Source organism: Nocardiopsis halotolerans DSM 44410 (assembly GCF_000341065.1).
Classification (GTDB): Bacteria; Actinomycetota; Actinomycetes; order Streptosporangiales; family Streptosporangiaceae; genus Nocardiopsis; species Nocardiopsis halotolerans.
The window spans coordinates 21,906-46,848 of record NZ_ANAX01000105.1 but is presented as its reverse complement, the minus strand read 5'-3'; the positions used below and the strand labels follow the sequence as shown (position 1 = coordinate 46,848).

The 24,943-nt window shown below is 70.2% G+C and carries 27 protein-coding genes; 16 read left to right on the top strand and 11 right to left on the bottom strand.

Translation table 11 applies throughout. The annotated features are described in order from the left end of the window. The 5 genes from D455_RS0108565 to D455_RS0108545 form a co-directional block, all read left to right on the top strand. The coding region (locus D455_RS0108565) for a winged helix-turn-helix domain-containing protein (protein WP_017570328.1) at positions 1 to 299 on the top strand (299 nt) is incomplete at its 5' end. Positions 300 to 499: 200 nt separating this feature from the next. After that, on the top strand, positions 500 to 1,102 hold the full coding sequence (locus D455_RS0108560) for a DUF4956 domain-containing protein (RefSeq protein WP_017570327.1): 603 nt from the start codon (positions 500 to 502) through the stop codon (positions 1,100 to 1,102). Next, positions 1,099 to 2,001 carry a polyphosphate polymerase domain-containing protein gene (locus tag D455_RS0108555; protein WP_017570326.1) on the top strand — a complete coding sequence of 301 codons (903 nt, stop codon included), beginning with the start codon at positions 1,099 to 1,101 and terminating at the stop codon, positions 1,999 to 2,001. The genes D455_RS0108560 and D455_RS0108555 overlap by 4 nt, the downstream gene beginning before the upstream one ends. 25 nt (positions 2,002 to 2,026) lie before the next feature. Continuing rightward, complete coding sequence (locus D455_RS0108550; RefSeq protein WP_017570325.1) at positions 2,027 to 2,260, top strand: hypothetical protein; 234 nt, start codon at positions 2,027 to 2,029, stop codon at positions 2,258 to 2,260. A 249-nt stretch (positions 2,261 to 2,509) separates the two neighbouring features. After that, complete coding sequence (locus tag D455_RS0108545) at positions 2,510 to 3,022, top strand: SRPBCC family protein (RefSeq protein ID WP_017570324.1); 513 nt, start codon at positions 2,510 to 2,512, stop codon at positions 3,020 to 3,022. A 201-nt stretch (positions 3,023 to 3,223) separates the two neighbouring features. Here D455_RS0108545 and D455_RS0108540 read toward each other — a convergent pair whose 3' ends face one another. After that, the gene (locus tag D455_RS0108540) at positions 3,224 to 3,988 is read right to left on the bottom strand and encodes a phosphatase PAP2 family protein (RefSeq protein WP_017570323.1); all 765 of its coding nucleotides are present in this window, start codon (positions 3,986 to 3,988) and stop codon (positions 3,224 to 3,226) included. 745 nt (positions 3,989 to 4,733) lie between these two features. Between D455_RS0108540 and D455_RS0108535 the strand changes: the two genes are divergently transcribed. The 5 genes from D455_RS0108535 (at position 4,734) to D455_RS0108515 (ending at position 10,868) form a co-directional block, all read left to right on the top strand. Beyond that, positions 4,734 to 5,411 carry a GntR family transcriptional regulator gene (locus tag D455_RS0108535; RefSeq protein WP_017570322.1) on the top strand — a complete coding sequence of 226 codons (678 nt, stop codon included), beginning with the start codon at positions 4,734 to 4,736 and terminating at the stop codon, positions 5,409 to 5,411. 605 nt (positions 5,412 to 6,016) lie between these two features. Then, positions 6,017 to 7,123: a pyruvate dehydrogenase (acetyl-transferring) E1 component subunit alpha gene (gene pdhA / locus D455_RS0108530; RefSeq protein WP_017570321.1), complete on the top strand. Its 1,107-nt coding sequence runs from the start codon at positions 6,017 to 6,019 to the stop codon at positions 7,121 to 7,123. A 13-nt stretch (positions 7,124 to 7,136) separates the two neighbouring features. Then, positions 7,137 to 8,150 (top strand): alpha-ketoacid dehydrogenase subunit beta, encoded by a 1,014-nt coding sequence (locus tag D455_RS0108525; protein WP_026122443.1) that lies wholly within the window; start codon positions 7,137 to 7,139, stop codon positions 8,148 to 8,150. 15 nt (positions 8,151 to 8,165) lie between these two features. After that, positions 8,166 to 9,479 carry a dihydrolipoamide acetyltransferase family protein gene (locus tag D455_RS0108520; protein ID WP_017570319.1) on the top strand — a complete coding sequence of 438 codons (1,314 nt, stop codon included), beginning with the start codon at positions 8,166 to 8,168 and terminating at the stop codon, positions 9,477 to 9,479. 297 nt (positions 9,480 to 9,776) lie between these two features. Further along, the gene (locus tag D455_RS0108515) at positions 9,777 to 10,868 is read left to right on the top strand and encodes a hypothetical protein (RefSeq protein ID WP_017570318.1); all 1,092 of its coding nucleotides are present in this window, start codon (positions 9,777 to 9,779) and stop codon (positions 10,866 to 10,868) included. Here the strand turns inward: D455_RS0108515 and D455_RS34135 are convergent. Together D455_RS34135 and D455_RS0108505 are read right to left on the bottom strand one after the other, a co-directional pair. Further along, positions 10,838 to 11,014, bottom strand: a complete 177-nt coding sequence (locus D455_RS34135; protein WP_017570317.1) for a hypothetical protein — start codon at positions 11,012 to 11,014, stop codon at positions 10,838 to 10,840. The two genes, D455_RS0108515 and D455_RS34135, sit on opposite strands and share 31 nt — an antisense overlap. 38 nt (positions 11,015 to 11,052) lie before the next feature. Next, a complete protein-coding gene (locus D455_RS0108505; protein ID WP_017570316.1) occupies positions 11,053 to 11,730 on the bottom strand; it encodes a hypothetical protein in 678 nt (225 codons plus the stop codon). Positions 11,731 to 12,067: 337 nt separating this feature from the next. Between D455_RS0108505 and D455_RS0108500 the strand changes: the two genes are divergently transcribed. Both D455_RS0108500 and D455_RS0108495 read left to right on the top strand, forming a co-directional pair. Beyond that, positions 12,068 to 12,490 (top strand): hypothetical protein, encoded by a 423-nt coding sequence (locus D455_RS0108500; protein WP_017570315.1) that lies wholly within the window; start codon positions 12,068 to 12,070, stop codon positions 12,488 to 12,490. A gap of 72 nt (positions 12,491 to 12,562) precedes the next feature. Beyond that, positions 12,563 to 12,937 (top strand): DUF952 domain-containing protein, encoded by a 375-nt coding sequence (locus tag D455_RS0108495; protein WP_017570314.1) that lies wholly within the window; start codon positions 12,563 to 12,565, stop codon positions 12,935 to 12,937. 2 nt (positions 12,938 to 12,939) lie between these two features. On the opposite strand, the gene D455_RS0108490 is transcribed toward D455_RS0108495, so the two are convergent. Continuing rightward, positions 12,940 to 13,587: a hypothetical protein gene (locus tag D455_RS0108490; protein ID WP_017570313.1), complete on the bottom strand. Its 648-nt coding sequence runs from the start codon at positions 13,585 to 13,587 to the stop codon at positions 12,940 to 12,942. 131 nt (positions 13,588 to 13,718) lie between these two features. Next, entirely contained in the window at positions 13,719 to 14,069 is a 351-nt protein-coding gene (locus D455_RS0108485; protein WP_026122441.1) for a PLD nuclease N-terminal domain-containing protein, read from the bottom strand. A 366-nt stretch (positions 14,070 to 14,435) separates the two neighbouring features. Here D455_RS0108485 and D455_RS0108480 point away from each other — a divergent pair, with 366 nt between their 5' ends. After that, positions 14,436 to 15,179: a GntR family transcriptional regulator gene (locus D455_RS0108480; RefSeq protein WP_026122440.1), complete on the top strand. Its 744-nt coding sequence runs from the start codon at positions 14,436 to 14,438 to the stop codon at positions 15,177 to 15,179. A gap of 83 nt (positions 15,180 to 15,262) precedes the next feature. Here D455_RS0108480 and D455_RS0108475 read toward each other — a convergent pair whose 3' ends face one another. From D455_RS0108475 to D455_RS0108460, 4 genes are all read right to left on the bottom strand, one after another. Then, positions 15,263 to 16,324 carry an aspartate-semialdehyde dehydrogenase gene (locus D455_RS0108475; RefSeq protein WP_017570310.1) on the bottom strand — a complete coding sequence of 354 codons (1,062 nt, stop codon included), beginning with the start codon at positions 16,322 to 16,324 and terminating at the stop codon, positions 15,263 to 15,265. Next, positions 16,321 to 17,592 carry an aspartate kinase gene (locus tag D455_RS0108470; RefSeq protein ID WP_083922180.1) on the bottom strand — a complete coding sequence of 424 codons (1,272 nt, stop codon included), beginning with the start codon at positions 17,590 to 17,592 and terminating at the stop codon, positions 16,321 to 16,323. The genes D455_RS0108475 and D455_RS0108470 overlap by 4 nt, the downstream gene beginning before the upstream one ends. Before the next feature lie 179 nt (positions 17,593 to 17,771). After that, positions 17,772 to 18,371: a recombination mediator RecR gene (recR, locus tag D455_RS0108465; protein WP_017570308.1), complete on the bottom strand. Its 600-nt coding sequence runs from the start codon at positions 18,369 to 18,371 to the stop codon at positions 17,772 to 17,774. A 330-nt stretch (positions 18,372 to 18,701) separates the two neighbouring features. Then, positions 18,702 to 19,046, bottom strand: a complete 345-nt coding sequence (locus D455_RS0108460; RefSeq protein WP_017570307.1) for a YbaB/EbfC family nucleoid-associated protein — start codon at positions 19,044 to 19,046, stop codon at positions 18,702 to 18,704. Positions 19,047 to 19,418: 372 nt separating this feature from the next. Here D455_RS0108460 and helR point away from each other — a divergent pair, with 372 nt between their 5' ends. Further along, positions 19,419 to 21,539 carry an RNA polymerase recycling motor ATPase HelR gene (helR, locus tag D455_RS0108455; RefSeq protein WP_017570306.1) on the top strand — a complete coding sequence of 707 codons (2,121 nt, stop codon included), beginning with the start codon at positions 19,419 to 19,421 and terminating at the stop codon, positions 21,537 to 21,539. A gap of 77 nt (positions 21,540 to 21,616) precedes the next feature. Here the strand turns inward: helR and D455_RS0108450 are convergent, their stop codons facing one another. Continuing rightward, positions 21,617 to 21,964 (bottom strand): MerR family transcriptional regulator, encoded by a 348-nt coding sequence (locus D455_RS0108450; protein WP_017570305.1) that lies wholly within the window; start codon positions 21,962 to 21,964, stop codon positions 21,617 to 21,619. A gap of 68 nt (positions 21,965 to 22,032) precedes the next feature. Between D455_RS0108450 and D455_RS0108445 the strand changes: the two genes are divergently transcribed. Together D455_RS0108445 and D455_RS0108440 are read left to right on the top strand one after the other, a co-directional pair. Then, the gene (locus D455_RS0108445; protein WP_083922179.1) at positions 22,033 to 23,169 is read left to right on the top strand and encodes an alkene reductase; all 1,137 of its coding nucleotides are present in this window, start codon (positions 22,033 to 22,035) and stop codon (positions 23,167 to 23,169) included. Between the two features lie 224 nt (positions 23,170 to 23,393). Then, positions 23,394 to 24,563 carry an rRNA adenine N-6-methyltransferase family protein gene (locus tag D455_RS0108440; RefSeq protein WP_026122439.1) on the top strand — a complete coding sequence of 390 codons (1,170 nt, stop codon included), beginning with the start codon at positions 23,394 to 23,396 and terminating at the stop codon, positions 24,561 to 24,563. A 79-nt stretch (positions 24,564 to 24,642) separates the two neighbouring features. Here D455_RS0108440 and D455_RS0108435 read toward each other — a convergent pair whose 3' ends face one another. Beyond that, complete coding sequence (locus D455_RS0108435) at positions 24,643 to 24,849, bottom strand: DUF6243 family protein (protein ID WP_017570302.1); 207 nt, start codon at positions 24,847 to 24,849, stop codon at positions 24,643 to 24,645. Positions 24,850 to 24,943: the final 94 nt, after the last annotated feature.

The window sequence follows — 24,943 nt, the reverse complement described above, 5'->3', positions numbered from 1 at the left end:
GCCCCGCCGAGCTGACGGTGCTGCGCGCGGGCGGCCTGGCCCTGGACCTGCGCACGCGGCGGGTCGCGGTGGAGGAGGCGTCCGTGGATCTGACCGCGCGCGAGTTCTCGCTGCTGGAACTGCTGATGCGGCACCCGGGCCAGGTGCTGACCCGGCAGCAGATGCTGTCGCACGTGTGGGGCTACGACTACGACCCGGGGTCGAACGTGGTGGACGTGTTCGTGCGGGCGCTGCGCCGCAAGGTGGGCGCGGAGCGGATCGTGACCGTGCGGGGCATGGGATACCGGTTGACCGGGTGACACGGAGGATCCGGGTGGTGCCGGGACCCGACGGAGGGTCCCGGGCGGCCGGGGACGGCTCCGGTGACCACGGGGCGGGGGTGTCGGTGAAGCCCCCGCCCCTCCCGCGTTCGTGGTCCGTGACCGCCGTATGACGAAGATGAGGGTTCCCTCATCCGGGCCTCACGGGTTCCTCACCGCACGTCCGCAGGATGGTCACCATGTTCTGGTTCGCCCTGGCGGTCAACACGACCGCGATCACGCTCCTCTCGTACGCCATCTACTTCCGCCGCCACGGACGGCGCGACCTCCTGCTCGCCTACGTGGCGCTCAACACCGGCATCTTCGCCGTGGTGTCCATGCTGACCAACCAGGAGGTCGGTCTGGCGGTCGGTTTCGGACTGTTCGGTGTGCTGTCGATCCTGCGGCTGCGTTCCGACCTGATCAGCCAGGGAGAGATCGGGTACTACTTCACGGCGATCGCCCTGGGGCTGGTCAACGCGGTGGCCGCCTCGGTGCCGTGGGTGCTGCTGGGCCTCAACGTGCTGCTGCTCTCCGGGCTGTACGTGGCCGACCACCCGCGTCTGCTCTCGCGGCACGAGCGGCGCCTGCTCACCCTGGACGTGGTGCACGAGGACCCCGTGGCGCTGCGCCAGGACCTGGAGGCGCGACTGCGTGCCCGGGTGGGGAGGATCGAGGTCACCGAGGTCGACTACGTGCGTGACCTGATGGTCGTGGACGTGCGGTTCCGGGTGCCCCGGCCGGTGTCCGCTCCGCACGGGCGGGGTTCCGCCCCGCTGATGGGCTGGATGGGCGGACGATGAGCACCGCCGTCCTCGCTCCCGTGAACAGCCCCGCACCCGTGGAGGCCTCCGTGACCGTGGAAACCCTCGGACCCGTGGACACTCCCGCTCCCGTGGACGCACCCCCACCGGCTCTGGCGGCGCTGCGCCCGATGTCGCTCGCCGAGATCAACGAGCGCGCCGCGCTGGTGACCCGGACCTGTCGCAAGTACCTGGTGCCCGCCGAGCTGCTGAACCCGCTGTTCGCGGGCGCCGGGGAGCGGTTCGGAGTGCTGACGATCGACGGACGGCGGGAGTTCCGGTACTCGTCGACCTACCTGGACACCCCCGGCCTGCGGACCTTCCAGGACCACCGGCAGGGGCGGCGGGTGCGCTTCAAGGCCAGGACGCGCACGTACGTGGACACGGACACGCGCATGTTCGAGATCAAGCTCAAGGGCGCTCGCGGGATCACCGACAAGACGCGGATCTCCTACGCGGGGCCACCGGACCGGATGACCCCCGAGGCCCGGAGGTTCCTGGACGACACCCTGCTCTCCTACGGCGTGGAGGCGCCGGACGTACTGGAGGCGAGCGCGGTGACCGACTACCGGCGCACCACCGTGGTGGCCTTCGGCGGCGAGGAGCGGGTGACGGTGGACACCGCCCTGGTCGGGTACCGGTGCGGTTGGTCGGTGCGGATGCGGCCGGACATGGTGCTGCTGGAGGTCAAGACGCGCGGCGGGCTCACCCCGACGGAGCGGAGGCTGCACGAGCACGGGTTCCGGGAGGCGCGGTTCACCAAGTACGGGGCGACGGTGGCCGCTCTGGAGCCCCGGCTGCGGGGGAACCGGTGGCACCGGGCGATGGGTGCGTGCCTGGAGCCACCGGTGCCGTCCAGCCTGGAACGGGCACGGGTGGGGACACCCCTCACCCGCTGACCGCGCGCCGGAGGGCTTGACGGCCGTGGACGCCCATGAGTGGCAGAGCGACTTCGCCCGCGAGTACGTCGGCATGGGCCGTGAGGAAGGCCGTGCCGAGGAAGCCGCGAACAGTGTCCCGCTGTTCCTCGACGCCCGCGGATCCACCGTTCCCGCCAAGGTGCGCCAGCGCGTCGAGGCCCGCACCGACCTGGAGACCCCGGAGAGGTGGACGCGGCGCTCCGCCAGGGTGGAGCGTCCCGAGGACCTCTTCGGCTGACGCCCCCGTCCTCCGCCGACCTGCGAAGAGGTTTCACGTGAAACCTCAGGGGAGTAGCGAGGTGGCCACCGTCCCGTATCCGATCGGGACGGTGGCCTGTCGCCACGTCCCTCCCGCTACCAGAGGGACTCCACGACGCTCTGGATGTTCCCGGGTCCGGCACCGTGGGAAACGCTCTCCCGGGCTTCCGCGTCCGGATACCCCGCGCGCCTGGCGGGTAGGCACAGCCCCACCCGACGGGGAGGGGCCATGGCCGGACACGAGATCGACGAACGCGGGTTCCTGAGCGGCCCGCACACCACCGAGCGGCCCCGTGCCACGAGCACGGCGGTCTACACGGCGTACTTCGACGCGCCGCCGGGCCGGGTGTTCGCGTTCTGCACGAGCCGGGAGGGCCTGGAGGGTTCCATGCCCGACGGGGTGCGGGTTCTGAGCTGGCCGGAACAGGGGTTCGCCGAGGGGGAGACGATGGTGCTGCGCTGGCGCCTGGCCGGTGTGCTCCCCGTGCGCTGGGTCGGTGTCATCGACTCCTTCGAGGACGGCGAGCACTTCACCGACCTCCAGTTGCGGGGGATGTTCCGGTACTTCCGGCACACCCACTCGGTCGCGCCGGACGGGACCGGAACCGCGTACACCGATCGGGTGGAATTCGCCAGCCTCCTGGGTCCCCTTGTGGACCGAACTGTACTAAGGTTCGTGATGGACCGGATGTTCCTCCAACGTCTGGCCCTCATGCGGGAACTGGTGGAGAGCGGACGCTGACCACGGAGGGCCCAACGGCTCCCCCGGCGGGCTCCGTCCCGCGGTTCACCAGCATCCCTCCCGGTCGACATGTCGACATATCGACACGCCGGGAAATCGACATCCACGATCCCGCGGACATCGGACGCGCGGGCACCGCACACGCGAGACGCCCGCCGGACCGGGGTCCGACGGGCGCCGTGGAGGAGATCTCGGGGCGGCTCAGTCCCTCGCGGGGAGCTCGCGGTCCTTCGCGCCGTACCAGGGCCACCACTCCTTGGTGCGTCCGGACGGGATCATCCGGTCCAGTCGGATGGTCACCCGCAGCGCGAACCCCCCCGCGACCATCCCCGCCACCAGATCCGTGAACCAGTGGAAGTGCAGGTAGATCGAGACGCAGGACTGGAGCAGGGCGATACCGACGATGCAGTACCCCAAGCGCCGGATGACGTGTGGTCGGGCCGCCGCGAACCGGATGATCAGGAACAGCACCAGACCGTAGATGAGGATCGCGTTCGCCCCGTGTCCCGAGGGAAAGGCCACGTTGCCCGGGCCCATGAAGAAGTCCGGATCGAAGTCCTTGGCGTGCCCCCGGCTGATCGCCAGCTTCATCACCGCCACCAGGGACATCATTCCCACGACCCCGACCGCGCCCAGCACGATCGGACGCCAACTGCGGTGCCAGTAGGCGAGCTGGAGCGCGGTGGCGCCCAGGACCGGCAGCGCGACCGCACGGGAGGCGACCGTGTCCGGCCAGAGGATCATCGGGTCCCGGAGCACGTCCCAGTAGGGCCGGGGAAGCTCGTTCAGGAAGTTGTCGACCGGATGCAGCGGGCCCGCGGCCAGCATGGTCATGACGATCAGCGCCACGGCCAGCATGATGGCGAGGCGGTCCGAGGCGATTCCCCACGCGATCTCGCTCACACTGGGCCATCTGACCGCGCGCACGACGGGGCGCCCGGGGGCGTACGGAGCGGTACGCACCACGGGGATCGGTCCGCTGTACGGACCCGCGAGCGGGGCCGTCCGCTCTTTCCTGTCGTGTGGTGTGGTCAACTGCCTGGCCCGTGGATGTTGTCGGGTCCTCGAAGAGTGCGTCATGTGCTCAGTGCTGTCTCACACGTCGTGGGCTTGCCTGTGGCACTTGTGAAGCGTGGGGGACGGCTAGCCGCGGTTGCTGGGACTGATCTGACGTCCTCAGGGCCGACTCGGGGTGGACGTGGCGGATGGATCGGTATCTTCCGCCCACTCCGTTCGACGGCCGTTCCTTGGGACTGGTTCGCTGTGTCGTGAACCGGCCGCTGGGCAGGATCGGTGTCCGAGGAACAAGGGGGTCGACAGTGGCGTCTACTTTGCGCTGGGCGCGGTGGCCCAGTGATGATCGGCGCAGGTCAGGGCGTCCTGATCGAACTCCTCGTCGTTACGTGTGTCACGCTCCGCGCAGCTTTGTGTGAATATTGCCGACAGATGAGCCTACCTGGACCCCTACCCGTGTTGTTGGTGTGGTGGCACACGTACGCCTGCCACCACCTCGGACTTTGCCGGAAGCCCCGGTGCTGGACGGCGCCGGTTCACCGCCATGCGACCTGTTCGTGAGCCTTCCGTTAGCGGTTCGAGGCCTGCTGTCCGGTTGACCCGCGGGTGTGTGGCACTCTTCAAGGAGCTTGTACGACGCCGAGCGCACCGGCCAGCACACGAGCCGTGCGCTGGCCGTGAGACGGAAGGGCCCTGGATGGTCGACCTGCCACAGCTGCCGGATGATCCCTCGAAGCTGGCCCGTGAGCCGCTCAGGGAGCAGATCCGGCAGGTACTGGTCGAGGGCCTGCTGTCCGGGCGCTGGCAGCCCGGCGAGCGGATCGTGGAGCGCCGCGTCGCCACGGAGCTGAAGGTGAGCCAGGCCCCGGTGCGCGAGGCGCTGCGCGAGCTGGAGGGTCTGCGCCTGATCGAGACCGTCCCGAACAAGGGCGCACGGGTACGGGCCTTCGGGGTTCAGGACATGGCCGAGATCTACCCCGTGCGCGCCGGTCTGGAACTGGTCGCGGCGCAGCTGGCCGCGCCCCGGCTGGCCGCCGACCCCTCCCGGTTGGAGCGGGAGGTGGAGGCGCTCCAGGAAGCGACCGCGCGGGGCGACGTGTCCGAGCAGATCCGGCACAGCGTGGAGTTCCACCGCGAGATCGTGTGCGCCGCCGACAACAGCGTGCTGCTGCACACCTGGGAGTCGCTGGGCGTGGAGGTGTGGACCGCGCTGTCGGTGCGCTGGCTGAACATGGAGCTGCACGCCAAGGCCGCCGACCACGCCCAGATCACGCGCGCCTTCCGTGAGGGCGACCCCTCCGTGGGACAGATGCTCAGCGACCACGTACTCAACTACGTGGAGGCGGCGATGAAGTCGCACGGGGTCACGCGCTGACACCGGCCCCGATCCGTTCGCCGTCAGGGTCCCGTGCCGGCGTCCGCTCCGATCCCGCTCCTTCGCGGTCACACCGCCCCTCCGCGGCCCCGCCCACGGTGACGACCCGACCGGCCTGGTCCGGTACGCGGCGCCCCGCTCGCGGAACGTCGCGCCCCTCTGCCCCGTCGTGCCTGGTCGGGAGTCCCTGACGTACAGTTGTATTGATCGATCATCGATCAGACCGTAGAGTGTGCGCGACGCACGTCACACACGCGCGGCCCCTCCCGGGCGCGTGGAGTCGTTCATCCGGCCGGTGGACGAATCCGCGTGACCGGCACCATCCGCGTCGGACCACGCATGCTTAGGCAGGTGCAGACCGGGAAGCAATGCGGTCAGGGGTCCGGCGGACAACTGCACACGAGACCCCACCAGCGCCCTGCGTCCAGGGAGGACGAGCCACACTCCCCCGGAACGCACCCCGCAACAGCCACAGAGCGCCACCGCCGTATGAGCCCGGCGGGGACGCACGCCGCGATCACGCCCGACAGCGGGATCACGGCGCGCCTGGTTCCCCGGTCCACAGACCGGGGCGACAGGCCTTCTCGCACGTAGAAAGGCACACCATGGCTGACACGGCCAAGCCGAAGGGCCGCACCGCCAGGTCCTCAGGGACCCGGCGTCGCGGTCGTAAGGACACCTCCCCCGGCATCGCCAACGAGAAGCCCGAGACCCTGCTCGACTACTACCGCCAGATGATGTTCGTCCGGCGGTTCGAGGAGCGCACCGCGCAGGCCTACACCCAGGCGCGGATCGGCGGTTACTGCCACCTCAACCTCGGTGAGGAGGCCACCGTCGTCGGCCTCATGACCGCCCTCCAGGAGCGCGACTACCTGTTCACGAACTACCGTGACCACGGGTACGCGATCGGCAAGGGCATGGACCCCAAGCGGGTCATGGCCGAGCTCTACGGACGCGTCGACGGCGTGTCCAAGGGCTGGGGCGGCTCCATGCACATGTACGACACCGCGACCCGCATGCTCGGCGGCTACGGCATCGTGGGCGGTCAGCTGCCGCTGGCCACCGGTGCCGCGCTGGCCATCTCCTACCGCGGCGGCGACGAGGTCGTCATGTGCCAGATGGGCGACGGCACCACCAACATCGGCGCCTGGCACGAGTCCCTCAACATCGCCAAGCTGTGGAACCTGCCGATCGTCTTCGTGGTGGTCAACAACTTCACCGGCATGGGTACCACGGTCGAGATGTCCTCCGCCGAGCCGGACCTGTACAAGCGCGGCGCCGCCTTCCGTATCGAGGGTGAGCGCGTGGACGGCCGCGACGTGCTCGCGGTCCGCGACACCGCGTCCAGGCTGATCGAGCGCGCCCGCGAGGAGCAGACCCCGTTCCTGCTGGAGGCGTGGAGCTACCGGATGAAGGGCCACTCGGTGGTCGACCCGGCCAAGTACCGCACCGACGAGCAGAAGACCGAGGCGCGTTCGGAGGAGAACGACCCGATCGTCCTGTTCGGCGCCAAGCTCAGCGAGGAGGGCATCCTCACCGACGAGCTGCGCGACGAGATCGCCGCCTCCGTCAAGGCCGAGGTCGCCGAGGCCGCGGAGTTCGCCGAGAACAGCCCGCAGCCGGAGGTCTCCACGCTCTTCGACTACACCTACGCCACCCCGGTGCCCAACGAGTCCACCCGCATGCCCGCCGACCCGGTGTTCGCGGAGTAGGGAAGGAACCCACATGTCTGTGATCACTTACCGCCAGGCTCTGCGGGACACCCTTCGCGCCGAGATGGTCCGCGACGAGAACGTCCTCGTCATGGGCGAGGAAATCGGCGTCTTCGAGGGCTCCTACAAGATCACCGAGGGCCTGCTCAAGGAGTTCGGCCCCCGCAGGGTCAAGGACACGCCCATCGCCGAGGAGGGCTTCGTCGGTTCGGCCATCGGCGCGGCCATGCTGGGCCTGCGCCCGGTCGTCGAGCTGATGACGATCAACTTCTCGCTGATCGCCATCGACCAGATCATCAACCACGCCGCCAAGATCTACGGCATGTTCGGCGGACAGACGAGCGTGCCCATGGTCATCCGCACTCCCGGTGGCGGCGGCCAGCAGCTCGGTGCCACGCACTCGCAGAACATCGAGCTGTTCTACTCCTTCATCCCCGGCCTGAAGGTGCTCGCTCCCAGCACCCCGGCCGAGGCGTCGGAGATGCTGCGCGCGGCCATCCGCGACGACGACCCGGTCCTGTTCCTGGAGAACCTGGGGCTGTACAACTCCAAGGGCGAGGTCGCCGACGACTACGCCGAGCCGTCGAACGACAACGTCGCCACGATCGGCCGGGCCAAGGTCACGCGCGAGGGCAGCGACATCACCCTCATCGGCTACTCCCGGATGGCCATGGTCGCGAACCAGGTCGCCGAGAAGCTGGCCGAGGAGGACATCGACGTCGAGGTCGTGGACCTGCGCAGCCTGCGTCCGCTGGACCGCCAGACCTTCGTGGACTCGGTCAGGAAGACCGGTGCCGCCGTGATCTGCGAGGACGACTGGCTGACCTACGGGATCGGCGCGGAGATCGCCGCCTCGATCCAGGAGGGCGCCTTCGACTACCTGGACGCCCCGGTCCGCCGCGTGGCGATGGCGGAGGTGCCCATGCCCTACGCCAAGCCGCTGGAAACGGCGGCCCTGCCGTCGGTCGAGTCGATCAGCACCGCCATCAAGGAGACCCTGAGCGCCGTCGGCAAACGGGTCGGGTAGAGGGAGATTCCCAGCATGAGCGAAATCCAGATGCCGCGCCTCTCCGACACCATGGAGGAAGGCGTCATCAGCACGTGGGTCAAGAACGTGGGCGACAAGGTCGCCTCCGGTGACGTCCTGGTCGAGATCGAGACCGACAAGGCCGTCATGGAGTACGAGGCCTACGAGGACGGCTTCCTGGTCAAGCAGTCCGTCTCCGAGGGTGAGACGGTGCCGATCGGCGCGGTCATCGGTGTGATCGCCGACTCCCCGGACGCGGTGCCCGAGGAGTCCGGCGACGGCGGTGCGGAGGCCGGGCCCGAGCCCGCCAAGGAGGAGCAGGCGGAGAAGGCCGAGGAGATCCAGGAGGCCGCCAGGGGGACCGAGGCCGAGAAGCCCTCCGAGGCGCCCGCGCCGCCCCCCGGCGGCGAGGAGGCCCCGCGTCCGCGCACCTCCCCGCTGGCCAGGCGGCTGGCCAAGGAGTACGGCCTGGACATCAACAGGATCCAGGGCTCCGGTCCCAAGGGCCGGATCGTGCGCGCCGACATCGAGGCCGCCCGGGAGAGGGGCGTCGAGGAGGCCGCTCCCGCCGCACGGGCCAAGGAGGAGGCCAAGCCCGCGGCCGAGAAGGCCGTGAGCGCACCCGCCTTCGACGACGGCCGCGACTCCGAGGAGCTCAGGGTCAGCAACGTGCGCAAGGTGATCGCGCGCCGCCTGACCGAGAGCAAGCAGACGGTGCCGCACTTCTACCTGCGCCGCACGATCGACGCCGAGGCCCTCAAGGCCTTCCGCGCGCAGATCAACGAGCAGCTGTCCAGCACGGGCGTGAAGGTCAGCTTCAACGACCTGATCGTCAAGGCGAGCGCGACGGCGCTCAAGCTGCACCCGGCGGTGAACACCTCGTGGGTGGACGACAAGCTGCTCCAGCACCACCGGATCAACGTGGGCGTGGCCGTGGCCGTGGACGCCGGGCTGGTGGTGCCGGTGCTGCACGACACGGACAAGGCGACGCTGTCGGAGATCTCCACGAACACGCGTGAGCTGGCGGGCAAGGCCCGTGACGGCAAGCTGAAGCCGCAGGAGATGAGCGGCGGCACGTTCAGCGTGTCCAACCTGGGCATGTTCGGCGTGGACAGCTTCTCCGCGGTGATCAACCCGCCGGAGGCGGCGATCCTCGCGGTCGGCGCGATGCGCCAGGAGCCGGTGGTCGTGGACGGCGAGGTCGTCGCGCGCAACCGGATCTCCCTGGAGCTGTCGGTGGACCACCGCGCGGTGGACGGCGCCGTGGGCGCCGCGTTCCTCAAGGACCTCGCCGAGATCCTGGAGGAGCCGATGCGGATCCTCCTGTAGGGGAGACGCGCGCTCCGCACACGTGACGGGCGCCCCGGCCGGGAACGGTCGGGGCGCCCGTCGTTTCCGGGGTGGCGTCGACATGTCGCCTCCACGACCTGTGGACGAGTGAACAGATGTCCATGCCGACGAGTCGACATGGCGGCGAAGCACCGGGGTCCGGATTCCGGGTCCTCCGTCCACAGGCTGTGGACACTCGACCGGACACCCGTGGTTTCGTTCGGGTGCGCGCCGATCCCGTTCCGTCACCGGCACCTGCCATGATCGGTGCGGTCCGAACGACACGTGGGAGGAAGCATGGTCCAGGGAACCCGGGCAGTCAGTGACGTCGTGGGGCTCGCCCGCCGACTTCGACGCCTCTCCCCCGGGAAGTGGACCGAGGCGGACCTGCGCGCGATGGCCACCCGCGAGGGCTGGGAGTGGGTCGACGGCGGGCGGGGGCCGCTTCTGCGCGCCGGGGAGGACTTCGGCGAGGGCCGCCTGCGGCCTGCGAACGAGTTCATGGAGATCCATGTGACCACGGAGGAGTACGTGGGTCTGCACTTCCTCGCGAAGGAGGTCCGGGGCGGGGTCAGGGAACACGTTGAGGCGTTCGGGGAGGTCGCCGAGAGCCTCCGTGCAGAATTCGTCCAGCCCCATGTCCTCGGCGCCGACGACACCACCGCCTCCTTCCACGACGACGTCCCCCACTGGGGCGCTCCCTTCATGCGGTGGAGGGGACGGGAGAACAGCCTGGAACTGCGGGCGGGCACCGAGGGCCCCATGCTGTCGCTTCTGCCCAACGGTCCCGCCGAGGGGTGGTTCTGGTACAACCGCGAACACGGGGCCGGGACCGTGGGCGGGTTCATCGGCACCCGCCCGGTCAGGGACAACTCCGGTATGTTCTTCGCCGGCATCACCCGACACACCGACTGGAAGGGGTACGGCAGGTCACTGGCCGACTCCCTGCGTACCCTGCCCGCCGAGTTGACCGCCCTGGGCCTCTCGCGTTCCTTCGGCTTCCACGGTCTGATCCCGGGTGAGGGCGGGCCCTGGGTCTTCCAGTTCGAGCTCGGTGAACACGGGGAGCTCGGCCTGGACGACGCGGTGGCCGACCTCTTCGGCCCGGATACCCCCACGCCGGAGGAGCTGGGCTGGACCAAGTCCACTGAGGAGCGCCACCGGCGCCAGGAGATCGCCTACCACTCGCCGAGGTACCCCTACGACGATGTCAACGGGGTGCGGCTGGCGATGATGGTGATCGAGACCGCCGAGGCACTCGGGATCCCCTCTCCCGCGGACCTGTCGCTGACCGACTGGGCCGACCACGTCGGGTTCCCCTCGGAGGACGGGTCGGACGACGACTACCACGTCATCGACTACGGACTCGCCGTGAGGACCAACCCCTGAGCCGCCCGCACGATGCCCCGGCCGGACACGACCGGGGCGTCGATGACTCCGACGGGTTCTGTCTGGTACTCGCGCAGGTCTAGCACGAACTCGATGATCTCGCGCGGGGTCTGCTCCATGACCAGCCGCGCCTCTCCGTACGCCATGCCCCTCTCCCTCCAGTCGCGCTGCTCGCGGTGCCCGGTCAGACCGGTCGGCAGAGGATCGGCAGCGCCACCATGCCGTTGGCCCTGAGCCGCCCGCGCACGAACCGGTGGAAGCTCGGACGGACGAGCTGGTTGACCATGAAGGACGCCGCTCCGCCGGGAAGCCGCGCGTAGTTGACGAAGGCGAAGCGCTCGTCGCCGACCGACCGCAGCGGGATCGAGTTGTCGACACCGGTCTTGGCGGTGTACCAACCGGCCAGTCCCTCCCAGACGCGGACCCCCGCGTCCCCGTCCGGGGCGGTGAAGTGGTTGAACAGGTAGATCCCCGTGGAGGGGCTCTCCGGATCGCCGATACGCGCCGGGTTGTCGGCGGGCATGACCAGGTCGGCGCCCAGCTGGTCGAACCCCGCGGAGGCGACGACGTCACCGTTGCGCTCGGGGGAGGCGGTCTCCACGAGCATCATCACGTCGAAGCGGGGTGAACCCTTCAGAGGCGGTATGAGTACCGCCTCGAAAACCCTGGCCCGGAGGACGTCGTCGCGGCTCGACAGCCGCCGGGCCGTGGACAGGCACTCCCCGATCGCGTCATCGCGCTCGGCGCTGCTCCTGACCAGGGGCGTGTGCGGCGGGTCCACCGACAACCCGACGTAGACGAACCCCGAGGGCGAGGGGGAGCGGAACCCGGGCTTCGGGTACCCGGCGCTTTCCGTTGCCATGGTCGTACATCCTCTCTGACGCCCCCGGAAATCCTTACTTCGTATCTCCGAACTATACACAAGGAAAACGAAGCCCCTCATTCCATCCGCACTACGGCTCCCTCCCCCACCTTTCGGGGACCGGACGAGACCGGGGAAGCATCAGCCGGAACCCCAGGGGAACGGTGCCCATGGCGCCGCCACCGTCGGCGTCGCCCTCAAAGGCACGGCCCGGACGGACGCTCTCCCGGGGCGGCCGGGCATCATGGCGACGGCCCCACCCGCTCCTCGGGGGGTTCGACCTCCGCCGCCGACGACTCGGCCCGCACGCCCCCGGGCGGGCGTGCGACCATGTTCCATGCTCCTTCTCCTCCTGTGCCTGCTGGCGTCAGTCGTGTTCCTCGGCCCCGTCTTCCTCCTCCTGAGACGGGTCGGCAAACTCGCGAAGCGGGGCTGGCCCTGGACGGAGGTGGTGGCGCCCCGGTCGCTGATCCCCCTCGCCCTGGTGGTGCTCACCAGCGCGTTCGCCCTCTACTGCTACGCGTGGCTGAAGTACTCCCCCGGCCTGTTTCCGGACGACACCTGCATGTCCAACGCGGGCTCCAAGGAATACCCGGTGTTCCACAGCGGCCTCCCCCTCAGCACCGTGTGCCCCTCCGCGTACGGCGGGGCCGTGGACATCGTCCCCGTCTGGGTCAATCCGGTGACCACCGCCCTGGCCGTGGTGTCCGTGGTGATCCTGACCGGGGCGTGCGTCGCGCACCTGACGCGGCGTCACTGACCGGTTCACGTGTGGACCTCCGCGACACACCGTCCACAGGCTGTGGACAAACCCTGGTGTACGGTCGGCCGCATGCCCCTCGTGCTGCACATGACCGAGCTCGGACGCTGGAACTCCGGCGGTGACGTCGAGGCCGAGTCCCTGTACACCCAGGGGTTCGTGCACGCCTCACCGGACGCGCCCACCCTCCTGGCCGTGGCGAACGCGCTGTACGCCGAGGCCACGGAGCAGATGGTCGCCCTCGTCATCGACACCGACGCGGTCGGCTGCGAGGTGCGCTGGGAGGCGCCCGAGCCCGCCCCGCCTCCGGGAGAGGCGGGACGCGGCGTCCTCTTCCCGCACGTCTACGGGCCGATCCCGCGCGCGTCCGTGGTGGACGTGCTCCACATGCGCCGCGACGCCTCGGGCCGGTACACGGGGATCGGGGCGCCCGGCGACGGCCCCTGACCTCACCCGATCCTCTCGCGGACGCGGTCGGCGAGGTCGCCGTCGCGTGCGATCCGGGCCAGCCCGGCCGCCAGGTGCACGATGTCGTCCCCCTCCACGAGCCTGGCGAGCTTGTCCCCGTCCCTGGGCAGGCCGACCTTCCTGGCTCCGCCCAGCACGTACTTGTCGGTGTAGGGCCGCAGCCAGGGCCACACCGCCTGGACCTCGCGGCAGAACATCACGGCGCCCGTCGGCCCGATACCGGAGAACTCCTGGAGCATCGACTCCACCCTGTGGGCCCTGTGCTCGGAGCGCTCTCCGAGCCTGCGCAGGTCCCCCTTGTACTCCTCGCGCACCCGGTCGGCGCACTCCCCCAGCCGGGTGGCGGTGCTCTCGTCGTAGCGCACGTAGTGCCCCCGACCCAGCGCGTCCACGCGGTCCCGCCAGCTGAGCGAGGCCATCCCGTCCGGGGTCGTGCCACCCGCCTCGTTGAGCTCCCTGGCGGCGGCGATCGCGATCTCCGCCGAGATGCGCGCGGACAGCAGGTTCACCAGCACCAGCAGCTGCCACAGCGCGGCGGGCCTGCCCCCCAGCCTGATCCCGGCCTCGGCGGCGAGGGTCGTCCCCGCCTCGTCCACCACGGCGTGGGCGATGTCGGCGTGCTTGGTCATCTCCCGGTCCCCCTCCAGGTGTGCGTCACCGGGTTGATACCCGGGTGGGCGGAGTCGTCGCGGTCGTCCACGGGATCCCCGACACGGGGGAGCCCCGGAACCGGGACCGGTTCCGGGGCTCCCCCGCGGGTTCAGACGTGGCGCAGACTGCCGTTCCGCTGGGGAACGGCGTCACTGTGCTGGCCGACGCTGACCGGAATCGTGTGGCGCGCCCTGCCCTTGTCGATGCCGAGGAAACGGTTGAGGTGTCCCCTCCTGCCCACCACGAACCAGGCGATCGCCCCGAACAGCGGAAACCAGAGGACGAAGATGACCCACAGCAACTTGCCGCCCCCTGTCGTGTCACGGTTGACCAGCGCCGAGACGACCGCCGCGAGCGTCAGCGCCAGCAGGGCCAGAACGACGAACAACAGGACCATCGCGGTGATCCCACTCATCCAGGTGGCTGCCGTCCGCGCGGTGTCCGCGAGACTCGTGATCATGTTTCCCCCCAGCAAGGCACACTCCTGTTGTTACGCAGGGTAACCGTTGAGGTACGAGCTCCCGTCTATTTCCTGGTTTCGGGCGTTTCCGAGGCCTCCGGCCCGGGTTCCGATACCGTGGCCCGCCATCGACTACGGGCAACGACTTTCCAGGAACGCGCCCTACCAGGCCTTTTCCGCTGCTTTACTGGGAACCATGGGCGAGCTTCGGCGATCTGGCAGGTTCACTCCCCTCCTCACCACCGGAGTCCGCACCGGAGACGGTGGCGGAACCGGCATCCGTGAACACCACCCCACCCCCGTTCCGCCGGGGAGGCACAGAGGCCAACGGACGACGGAAGGCACCACGACCGGGACCCCGTGACCGTGGTCAGGCAACCCAGGTACCTCTGGCTGGCCGAACAGCTGCGCGAGCCGATCCTGAGCGGGGAGCTGCCACCCGGCACGCGACTCCCCTCGCGGACCCGGCTGGCCCGCTCCTACCGCGTCAGCGAGCAGATCTCCCGCACCGCGCTCCGACTCCTGGTCACCGAGGGTCTGGTCGAGTCCCGCCCCGGCTCCGGGTACTACGTACGCACCGTCCCCGAACTCTTCCGGATCTGCCGGACCGACTCCTCCTCCGGCTCCGGTCTGGGACGGCTCAGCCGTGAGGCGATCGGCACCCAGCAGGAGCAGTGCTCCCCGCCGCTGAGCTCCCGGCTCCGGCTGCGCGAGGGCGACCCGGTGTACCGCACCACCTCGCGTGGGCTGTCCTCGGAACTGCCCATCACCCTGCACCGGTCCTGGGAGCCCGCGGCCCTGACCGTGGGCACCCTGCGCACACCCTTCGACAGCGCCCCCAACACCGGACTGCTCGAACGGCTCAGCGCGGCGGGCCACCCGGTCGACCGCGTGGTGGAGGAGGTGGGCATACGCGCCCTGCGCGACTCCGAGGCCTCCCTGCTCGGTTCGGCGCCGGGGGTGCCCGTGCTGGTGGTGGAGCGCACCCACTTCAGCGGCAACCGGCCGGTGGAGACCTCCGACCTCATCGGGTCGGCCGAGCAGTGTCGACTCCTCTACAAACTGACACTGGCCCGGCCCCGCCGCTCCGGCGACCCGCGCCGGTACTGACACGAGAAGGGCGGTGGCCTCCTCCACGAAGGAAGGAGACCACCGCCCTCACCGGTCGACGACCGGCGGAAGAACCCGTGCGGTCAGGCCTGGGTGAACTCCTTGGCCACGACCTCGGCGATCTGCGCGGTGTTCAGCGCGGCGCCCTTGCGCAGGTTGTCCCCGCACAGGAACAGGTCCAGCGACCTCGGGTCGTCCAGCGACTGGCGGACACGGCCGACCCACGTCGGGTCGGTGCCCACGACGTCGGCCGGGGTCGGGAACTCGCCGTTGGCCGGGTCGTCCTGGACCACGACGCCCTCGGCGGAGCCGAGCACCTGACGGGCGGCGTCGGCGGTCACCTCGTCGGCGAAGGTCGCGTGGACGACCAGCGCGTGGGTGGTGATCACGGGGACGCGGACGCAGGTGGCCGAGACGCGCAGGTCGGGCAGGCCCAGGATCTTGCGGGACTCGTTGCGGACCTTCAGCTCCTCGGAGGACCAGCCGTCGTCCTTGAGCGAACCCGCCCACGGCACGACGTTGTAGGCCAGCGGCGCCGGGAACGGGCCCAGCTCGCCGACGGCGGCGCGCACGTCGCCCGCCTTCTCGCCGAGGCTGCGGTCGGCACCGGCCTTGGCCATCTGGTCGCGCAGGGTGTCGATGCCCTCCTGGCCGGCGCCGGAGGCGGCCTGGTAGGAGGAGACCACCAGGTCGGTGACGCCGTGGGCGCGGTGCAGGGCACCGATCGCCACGATCATCGACAGGGTGGTGCAGTTGGGGTTGCTGATGATGCCGCGCGGGCGGTTGCGGACCTGGTCCGCGTTGACCTCGGGCACCACGAGCGGGACGTCGGGGTCCATGCGGAACGCGCCGGAGTTGTCGACGGCGACCGCGCCGCGGGCGGCGGCGATCGGCGCCCACTCCTTGGACACCTCGTCCGGAACGTCGAACATGGCGACGTCGACGCCGTCGAAGACCTCGGGGGCCAGGGCCTGGACCACGACGTCCTCGCCGCGCACGCTCAGGACCTTGCCCGCGCTGCGCGGGGAGGCGACGAGGCGGATCTCGCCCCAGACGTTCTCGCGCTGGGTCAGGATGTCCAGCATCACGGTGCCCACGGCGCCGGTGGCGCCGACGATGGCCAGGGTGGGAAGACGGTTACTCATCGGCCGGTACCTCCGTACACGACAGCCTCGACCTGGTCGGCGTCGAGCCTGAACTCACTGTGGGCGGCGCGGACGGCCGCGTCGATCTGGTCCTCCTCGACGATCACCGAGATGCGGATCTCCGAGGTGGAGATCATCTCCACGTTGGTGCCCGAGGTGGCGATCGCGTCGAAGAAGCGGGCGGTGACACCCGGGTAGGAGCGCATGCCCGCGCCGATCAGCGAGACCTTGCCGATCTTGTCGTCGTAGCGCAGGGAGTCGTAGCCGACCTTGTCCTGCACCTTCTTCAGCGCGGCGACCGCCTCCTTGCCGAAGTCCTTGGGGACGGTGAAGGAGATGTCGGTGCGGGAGGTGGAGACCGCCGACACGTTCTGCACGATCATGTCGATGTTGATCTCGGCGTCCGCGAGCGCCTTGAAGATCGTCGCGGCCTCACCGACCTTGTCGGGGACGCCGACGACGGTGATCTTGGCTTCGCTCCGGTCGTGGGAGACCCCGGAGATGATGGGCTGTTCCATGCCTTCGCTTTCCTCGACTTCCGAAACGATCCACGTGCCGGGCTTCTGGCTGAACGACGAGCGGACGTGCAGGGGGATGTTGTACTGGCGCGCGTACTCGACGCAGCGCAGGTGCAGGATCTTGGTACCGCTGGCGGCCATCTCCAGCATCTCCTCGTAGGAGACCTGCGGGATGCGCCGCGCGGTGGGAACGACGCGCGGGTCGGCGGTGAACACACCGTCCACGTCGCTGTAGATCTCGCAGGCGTCGGCGTTGAGCGCGCCCGCGAGGGCGACGGCGGTGGTGTCGGAGCCGCCACGGCCCAGGGACGTGATGTCCTTGGTGTCCTGGGAGACGCCCTGGAAACCGGCGACGATGCAGATCGCGCCCTCGCCGACGGCCTCCTGGATACGTCCGGGCGTCACGTCGATGATCTTGGCGTTGCCGTGCAACGACGTGGTGATGACACCGGCCTGGGAGCCGGTGAAGGAGCGTGCCTCGTAACCGAGGTTCTCGATGGCCATCGCCACGAGTGCCATGGACATGCGCTCACCCGCGGTGACGAGCATGTCGAGCTCGCGCGCCGGGGGCATCGGAGAGACCTGCTCGGCCAGGTCCAACAGTTCGTCGGTCGTGTCGCCCATCGCGGAGACGACGACCACGACGTCATGTCCCGCCTTTTTCTGAGCCACGATCCTTTGGGCTACTCGCTTGATGGCTTCCGCGTCGGCCACGGAAGACCCACCGTACTTCTGCACGATTAGGGCCACGATCGATGCTCCTGAGGAGTTGGGATCAAGACAATGAAATGGAGTGTAGCCAGCGACGTCCTCGTCGACCCCGTCCGACCTGCGACGGGAGGGCGTGGCGTCTTGACACACCAGCGCTCGGGCTTACCCCGTCAGGCGGAGGTTATTCGCGTTTCACTCCGATTGACTGCGAGTGTGAGCTAGAACTCCAGGCTGCGGCGACCCTCGAAGGCGCGGCCGAGGGTGACCTCGTCGGCGTACTCCAGGTCGCCGCCCACCGGCAGCCCACTGGCCAGACGGGTGACCTTCAACCCCATGGGTTTGACCAGCCGCGCCAGGTAGGTCGCGGTGGCCTCTCCCTCCAGGTTGGGATCCGTGGCCAGGATCAGCTCCGTCACCTGGCCGTCGGCCAGGCGGGTCATGAGTTCCTTGATGCGCAGGTCGTCGGGGCCCACGCCCTCGATGGGGCTGATGGCGCCGCCCAGGACGTGGTAGCGGCCCCGGAACTCGCGGGTGCGCTCGATGGCCACGACGTCCTTGGACTCCTCGACCACGCAGATGACCGCGGGGTCGCGGCGGGCGTCGCGGCAGATGCGGCACTGGTCCTCTTCGGCGACGTTGCCGCAGACCGAGCAGAAGCGCACCTTCTCCTTGACCTCGACAAGCGCGTTGACGAGGCGTTTGACGTCCGCGTGCTCGGCGGACAGCAGGTGGAAGGCGATGCGTTGCGCGCTTTTCGGACCGACGCCGGGCAGCCGCCCGAGCTCGTCGATCAGATTCTGCACCGCGCCTTCGTACATCGCCTACCCACCAGGTCGGACCGGATCTTCGGGGCGGTCCGTCTCCCCTCCTCCCCACCGTATCCGGAGGGACGGACCGCCTCGTACACGGGCCGGGCCGGGGACGGACCCGGGGCCGGTCCCCCGGGACCAGCCCCGGAGAGCGCCCCCGCTGAGGTGACCGGAAACGTCGCCGACGTGGCGTGATGGACCCTGGCCCGTGCTGACGTGCTGACCTCGTACCCACGACGGGGTCGAGCGGTCGGGACCCGCCACGGGTACGTCGGGACCCGCCACGGGTACAAGGTCACGGCGCGTGAGGCCGGGCCGGGCGACCTTTCCGGTCCCCGCTCAGAAGCCGGGAAGACCGGGCATGCCCGGCATACCACCGCCGCCCAGGCCCTGGGCGAGCGGGCCCATCTTCTCCTGCTGGAGCCGCTCCACCTGCGCCTCGGCGTCACGGATGGCCGCCAGGACCAGGTCCGCCACGGTCTGGGCGCTCTCCTCGGCGTCCGCGGCGTCGACCGCCTGGGGGTCGACGGTGATGTCCTCGACCTGTCCGCGTCCGCTCAGCTTGACCTTGACCAGGCCACCGCCGGAGGTGCCCTCGACCTCGGCGTCCTCCAGTGCCTGCTGGGCCTCCACGAGCTGCTGCTGCATCTGCTGGGCCTGCTGGAGCAGGGCCTGCATGTCCATTCCGCCAGGGTTCACGGCCGTCTCCTCGCCGCACGCTCGGTGCTGGTTCTCGCTGTGATGTCGCTGTTGCTGCGAGCGTAACCGGTCATAGGGAACATGTGGGCGCGCACGGCGAGTGACGTCCGGAAGCGTGGGTCCGAGCTCGGTGGTGAAGGGGCCGGAAGCGCGTCCCGCGCGCCTCGGGGACGTCGGGCGGCACCACGGTCGCGGGGGGAGGGGCCGCCGCCCGCGCTCGGCTCCGGGCGGCCGGGGGAGGATTCCGGGCACTCCCCGCCACTCTTAACTTATAGCGCACCCCGGGGCTTGCGGCAAGACCCGGGTCATGCCGCACAATCGTCGATCGTGAGCAGAACCCACCACAGGGGAGACGGCGTGAAACCGCAGGCCACCAGCGCTTTTGACCTTCCCGAACACCTCTCTCCCAAAGCCGACCCGGCCCTGGTCGCCGACGACGAGCGGCACTTCGCGGCCATCACGGAGAGCCTCGAACAGTCGATCACCGAGCTGTCCGACCGCCTCGACGCCAGGCGCAGGGCGCCCCGCGGCACGGGCCGGGAGGTCATGGAACGGGACAGGGAGATCCACCAGATGGCCGCCCGTCTGCGCACCCTGCGCCGTTTCGGCCTGGACCTGTGCCTGGGGCGCGTCGTCGGTGAGGACGGCGCCGAGCCCGTGTACGTCGGACGGACCGGCCTCACCGACGGCGAGGGGCGCCGTCTGCTGCTCGACTGGCGCTCGCCCGCGGCCGAACCGTTCTTCNGGCCCCGCCGCAGGTACCGCTGGACCCGCGGCCGGATCAGCGACTACTGGGACGAGGTGTTCACCGCGGACGGATTCGAGGGGCACGCCGCGCTCGACGACCAGTCCGCCTTCATCGCCAGCCTGGGCGCCAACCGGTCGTCCCGCATGCGGGACGTGCTCGGCACCATCCAGGCCGACCAGGACGCCGTCATCCGCGCGGGCTCCGGCGGCGCGCTCGTCGTCGACGGCGGCCCGGGTACGGGGAAGACCGTCGTCGCCCTGCACCGCACCGCCCACCTCCTCTACTCCGACTCGCGTCTCGGCCACCGTCGGGGCGGTGTGCTGTTCGTCGGTCCGCACCAGCCCTACCTGGCCTACGTCGCCGACGTCCTCCCCAGTCTCGGGGAGGAGGGCGTACGGACCCGCACCCTGCGGGACCTCGTCCCCGAGGGGGCCGCGGCGGTGGACGAGGCCGACCCCGAGGTCGCCCGTCTGAAGGCGTCCGCGGACCTGGTGGAGGCGATCGAACCGGCCGTCAGGTTCTACGAACAGCCGCCCACTCGGGGGATGACGGTCACGACGGACTGGTTCGATCTCTGGCTGGGCCCCGACGACTGGGCCGAGGCGTTCGCGTCGCTGGACCCGGGCGTTCCGCACAACGAGGCACGCGACCAGATCCTGGAGGAACTGGTCGCGATCCTGGCGGACAAGCATGACGACGAGGACGTCACACCCGACATGCTCCGGGCGTCGCTGCGACGGGACACGGAGCTGATGAGGACCCTGTACCGCGCGTGGCCGCTGATCGAGGCGACCGACCTCGTCGGAGACCTGTGGTCGGTACCCGCCTACCTGCGCAGGTGCGCTCCCTGGCTCGACGTCGACGAGGTCCGGACGTTGCAGCGCGAGGACCCCCAGGCCTGGACGGTGTCCGACCTGCCGTTCCTGGACGCGGCGCACCGGCGGCTCGGCGACCCGGAGGCGTCACGGCGCAGGCGGCGGTACGAGGCGGCCGAGGCGGCCGAACGCGAGCGCATGTCCGCCGTCATCGACAACCTGCTCGAAGCCGACGACGACGGTGAGGGCCTGGTGACGATGCTGCACGGAGGGGACCTGCGCAACAGCCTGGTCGACGAGAGCGCGCTGCCCGGCGCCGAACGGGACCCGCTCGCCGGTCCGTTCGCTCACGTCGTCGTGGACGAGGCACAGGAGCTGACCGACGCGGAGTGGCAGATGCTGCTGCTCCGGTGCCCGTCCCGGAGCTTCACCATCGTGGGGGACCGCGCCCAGGCCAGGCACGGGTTCGGGGAGTCATGGCGGGAACGGCTCGAACGGGTCGGGTTCGACCGGATCACCCTGGCCTCCCTGAGCATCAACTACCGGACGCCGGAGGAGGTCATGGCGGAGGCCGAACCGGTCATCCGGGCCGCGCTCCCGGACGCCAACGTGCCGACATCCATCCGCAGCGGCGGTGTCCCCGTCGTCCACGGACCCGTCGCGGACCTGGACACGGTCCTCGCCACCTGGCTCGCCGAGAACGCGGAGGGGACCGCCTGCGTCATCGGCGACCCCGCGTTCCGGGCGACCTCCCGCGTCCGGTCGCTGACCCCGGAGATGGCGAAGGGGCTGGAGTTCGACCTGGTCGTCCTCGTCGACCCGGAGAGGTTCGGCGGGGGCATCGAGGGAGCGGTCGACCGCTATGTCGCGATGACCCGGGCGACACAGCGGCTCGTCATCCTCACGAGCCCCTGATCTCCCCTGACCTCGCCGATCGGAGCCGACCGCCCCACCCGGACCCTGGGTTTCCGTCAACGTCGCGGCACCCGGCGTCAGGAGGCGGCGTTGCCGATCACCACGTCCAGCGCGTCCCTGGTCCGCTCCAGCTGGCGGATGGCGGCGTCGACGCGCGCTCGTTCGGCCCGGAGCCCGTCCAGCAGGTCGGGCGCCGGGTCGCCGCGTTCGTGGGCGTACATGCAGGGCATGAGTTCGCGCACGGTGTCGCTGTTGAGTCCCGCGGCGAACAGGCACTGGATGCGGTCGACCCGTTCGAGGGCGTCCTCCCCGTACTCGCGGTGCCCGCCGGGGGTCCGGACGGAGGCGAGCAGCCCCTGCTCCTCGTAGTAGCGCAGCGAGCGGGGACTGACCCCGGTCCGCCGCGACAGCTCACCGATGCGCACCGCTCCTCCTGTGATGTGCAGCACAAGGGGTTGAATCTGACATGGATGTCAGATTCTACGCTCGGCTCATGAACACGACAAGCAGGAACGCCACGTCCTCCACCGCCGGTCCGGCCGCCGGGACGGCAGTGAATCCGCTGCTCGACGCGTACGCGCTTCCCCGCCTCACCCTGCCCAACCGGGTGGTCATGGCGCCCATGACCCGCCTGCGCGCCGACCGCCGCGCGGTCCCGCGGCCGGTGATGGCCGAGTACTACGCGCAACGCGCCGGAGCGGGGCTGATCGTCTCCGAGGGCATCGCGCCGAGCCCGACCGGTCAGCAGTACCTCAACCAGCCCGGCCTGTTCACCGAGGAGCAGGTGGAGGCCTGGCGTCGGGTCACCGACGCCGTGCACGCCGCGGGCGGCCGGATATTCGCCCAGATCATGCACGCGGGACGCAACGGCCACCCGGCCAACCGACAGGACGGCGGCGTTCCCCTCGCGCCCTCCGCGGTGCGCGCGCCCGGACCCCTGCACACGCTCGACGGCAAGGTGGACTCCGTGGTCCCGCGCGCGATGACCACCGCCGAGGTGCGCCAGGCCGTCACCGACCACGCCGACGCTGCACGCGCCGCGATCCGCGCGGGCTTCGACGGGGTCGAGGTCCACGGGGCCAACAGCTACCTGCCGCACCAGTTCCTCGCCGACAACACCAACCTGCGCACGGACCGCTACGGAGGAGACACGGCCGGACGGATCCGGTTCGCCGTGGAGGTGACCGAGGCGGTGGCCGACGCGGTCGGCGCCGAGCGGATGGGACTGCGGATCGCGCCGGGCAACCCCCAATTCGGGATGGTCGAACGCGATCCGGCGCCCGTCTACCGGGAACTGCTGGCCGCCGTGGACCCGCTCGGGCTGGCGTACCTGCACGTCACGGATGATCCGGCCTACCCGGCCCTGGACGACCTGCGTCCGCGCTGGAGCGGGACCCTGGTGGGCAACACCGGTGAGCACGAGGAGACCACCCCGGAGAGCGCCGCCCGGCTGGTGGCGGACGGGCGCACGGACCTCGTGTCGGTGGGACGCCCCTACATCTCCAATCCGGACGCGGTGGAGCGGATCGCCGCCGGGATTCCCTGGGCACGCATCCGGGAAAAGAACTTCCACTACATCTCCGGCCCCCGGGGGTACGTGGACTATCCCCCGGCCGCCACGGCGGGATAGCCCGCGGGAGGCGCGCGGACCGCCCCCGGGTCGGGAGGGACACCGGGGCCGGTCCCGCTCCCCGTCCACGGCCCGGGGCGACTCCCGGGGTTTCCACCAGGGTCGGGAGCGAAGAGTGGTACTAACATCACTCTCGGTTGAAATGGTGCCCCGCGGGGCACAAAAGTCCCGGCGGCGCTCTCGGGCGCCGACGGCAGGACCAAAAACCACGGGGGACTGAGGACGTGTTAACCGCCAGGGAACGCCACTCGGCGCTGGTCGAGGCGATGGTCGCGGACGGCACGCTGACCGACGCCGCCCTCATCGACACGTTCCGGGCCGTGCTCCGGCACCGGTTCATCCCCGAGACGGGCGCGCTGACCGCACACGGAACCGCTCTGAACGCCAACAGCAACCCGGAGCGGTGGCTCGCGGCCGTGTACGCCGACAACGCCATCGTCACCCGGGTGGACGAGTTCGGCCTCCCGCAGCCGGGGGAGGAGCTCGCATCACGGGAACAGGAAGCACGGGAGCGCGCGGAGGCGGCGACCTCGTCCAGTTCGGCGCCCAGGGTGCTCGCCCGCCTGCTGGAACTGGCCGACCTCGCCAACGGGCAGAAGGTCCTGGAGGTGGGCACCGGGACCGGCTGGAACACCGCCCTGCTGGCACACCGGCTGGGCGACGGCGCCGTCACCTCCGTGGAGATCGATCCCCGCCTGGCCGGGAGCGCCCGGGAGAGGCTTCGCGTGGAGGGCTACTCCCCCACCATCCTCCTGGACGACGGGTACGGGGGCTGCCCGGACAACGCCCCCTACGACCGGATCACCTCGACCTGCGGTGTGCGACGGGTACCGCCCGCGTGGATGGAACAGCTGCGCCCCGACGGCCTGGTGGTGTGCCCGTGGGGGCTGCTGGAGGGGGCCGGGGTGATCGCGCGGATGGAGTGCCCCGGGGACGGTTCCGCGCGGGCGAGTTTCCACGGGGGTGTGGGGTTCGTGCCGTTGCGCTCCGCCGACGCCCCGACGCGTCTGGTGCGGGACTCGGGGCAGCAGCCCGACGAGTACCGGCTCACCCAGACCGACCCCATGGCGTCGCTGATGGCGTTCCCGTCAGCGTTCGCGCTGTCGGTGATGGTGCCCGGCTGGCGGGTGCGGCGGCGCTGGATCGGCACCGGGTCGGGCGTGTGGGTGTTCGACCAGGACGGCGGCTCGTGGGTGCGCGTGTATCCCTACGGCACCTCGTGGATGATCGAGCAGGGCGGCCCGAGGAGCATCTGGGACGAGTTCGAGGAGGCCCTGGAGCTGTGGACGGATCTGGGCGAGCCCGGACCCGACCGGTTCGGGCTCTCGGTGGAGGCCGACGGCACGCACCGGGTGTGGTTGGACTCGCCGGAGAGCCGGAGCTGGAAGGTGTGACCTCGCCCGCCCGAGGACCGGATCCCCCTCGGGCGGCGGTGAGTAGCGGTGACCCCGCGGCGGGGCCGCCGCCGCGCGCTCACACCCGTCCCTCGACACCGCTCTCGGGCCTCTTCGGGTTCCTGCCGCTCTTCTCCCGGAGTTTGCGCAGGAGCTCCTGCTTGTGCTCCACCGCGTCGGCGCTGGGTCCTCCCTTGCCGCCGGCCTTGCCCCCGCGGAGAGTGGAGCGGGAGACGGTGGTGCGCTGTCCGCCGACGCCGAGAAGGTTGTTGCCGTTCCTGGCCATGCGGACCTCCTTTCCCTCTGTGCGAGACGAGACGTCTCGCTGAGTTGATCCAACTCCGGAGAGGGTAGCGAAGTCAAGACGATACGTCTCGTCA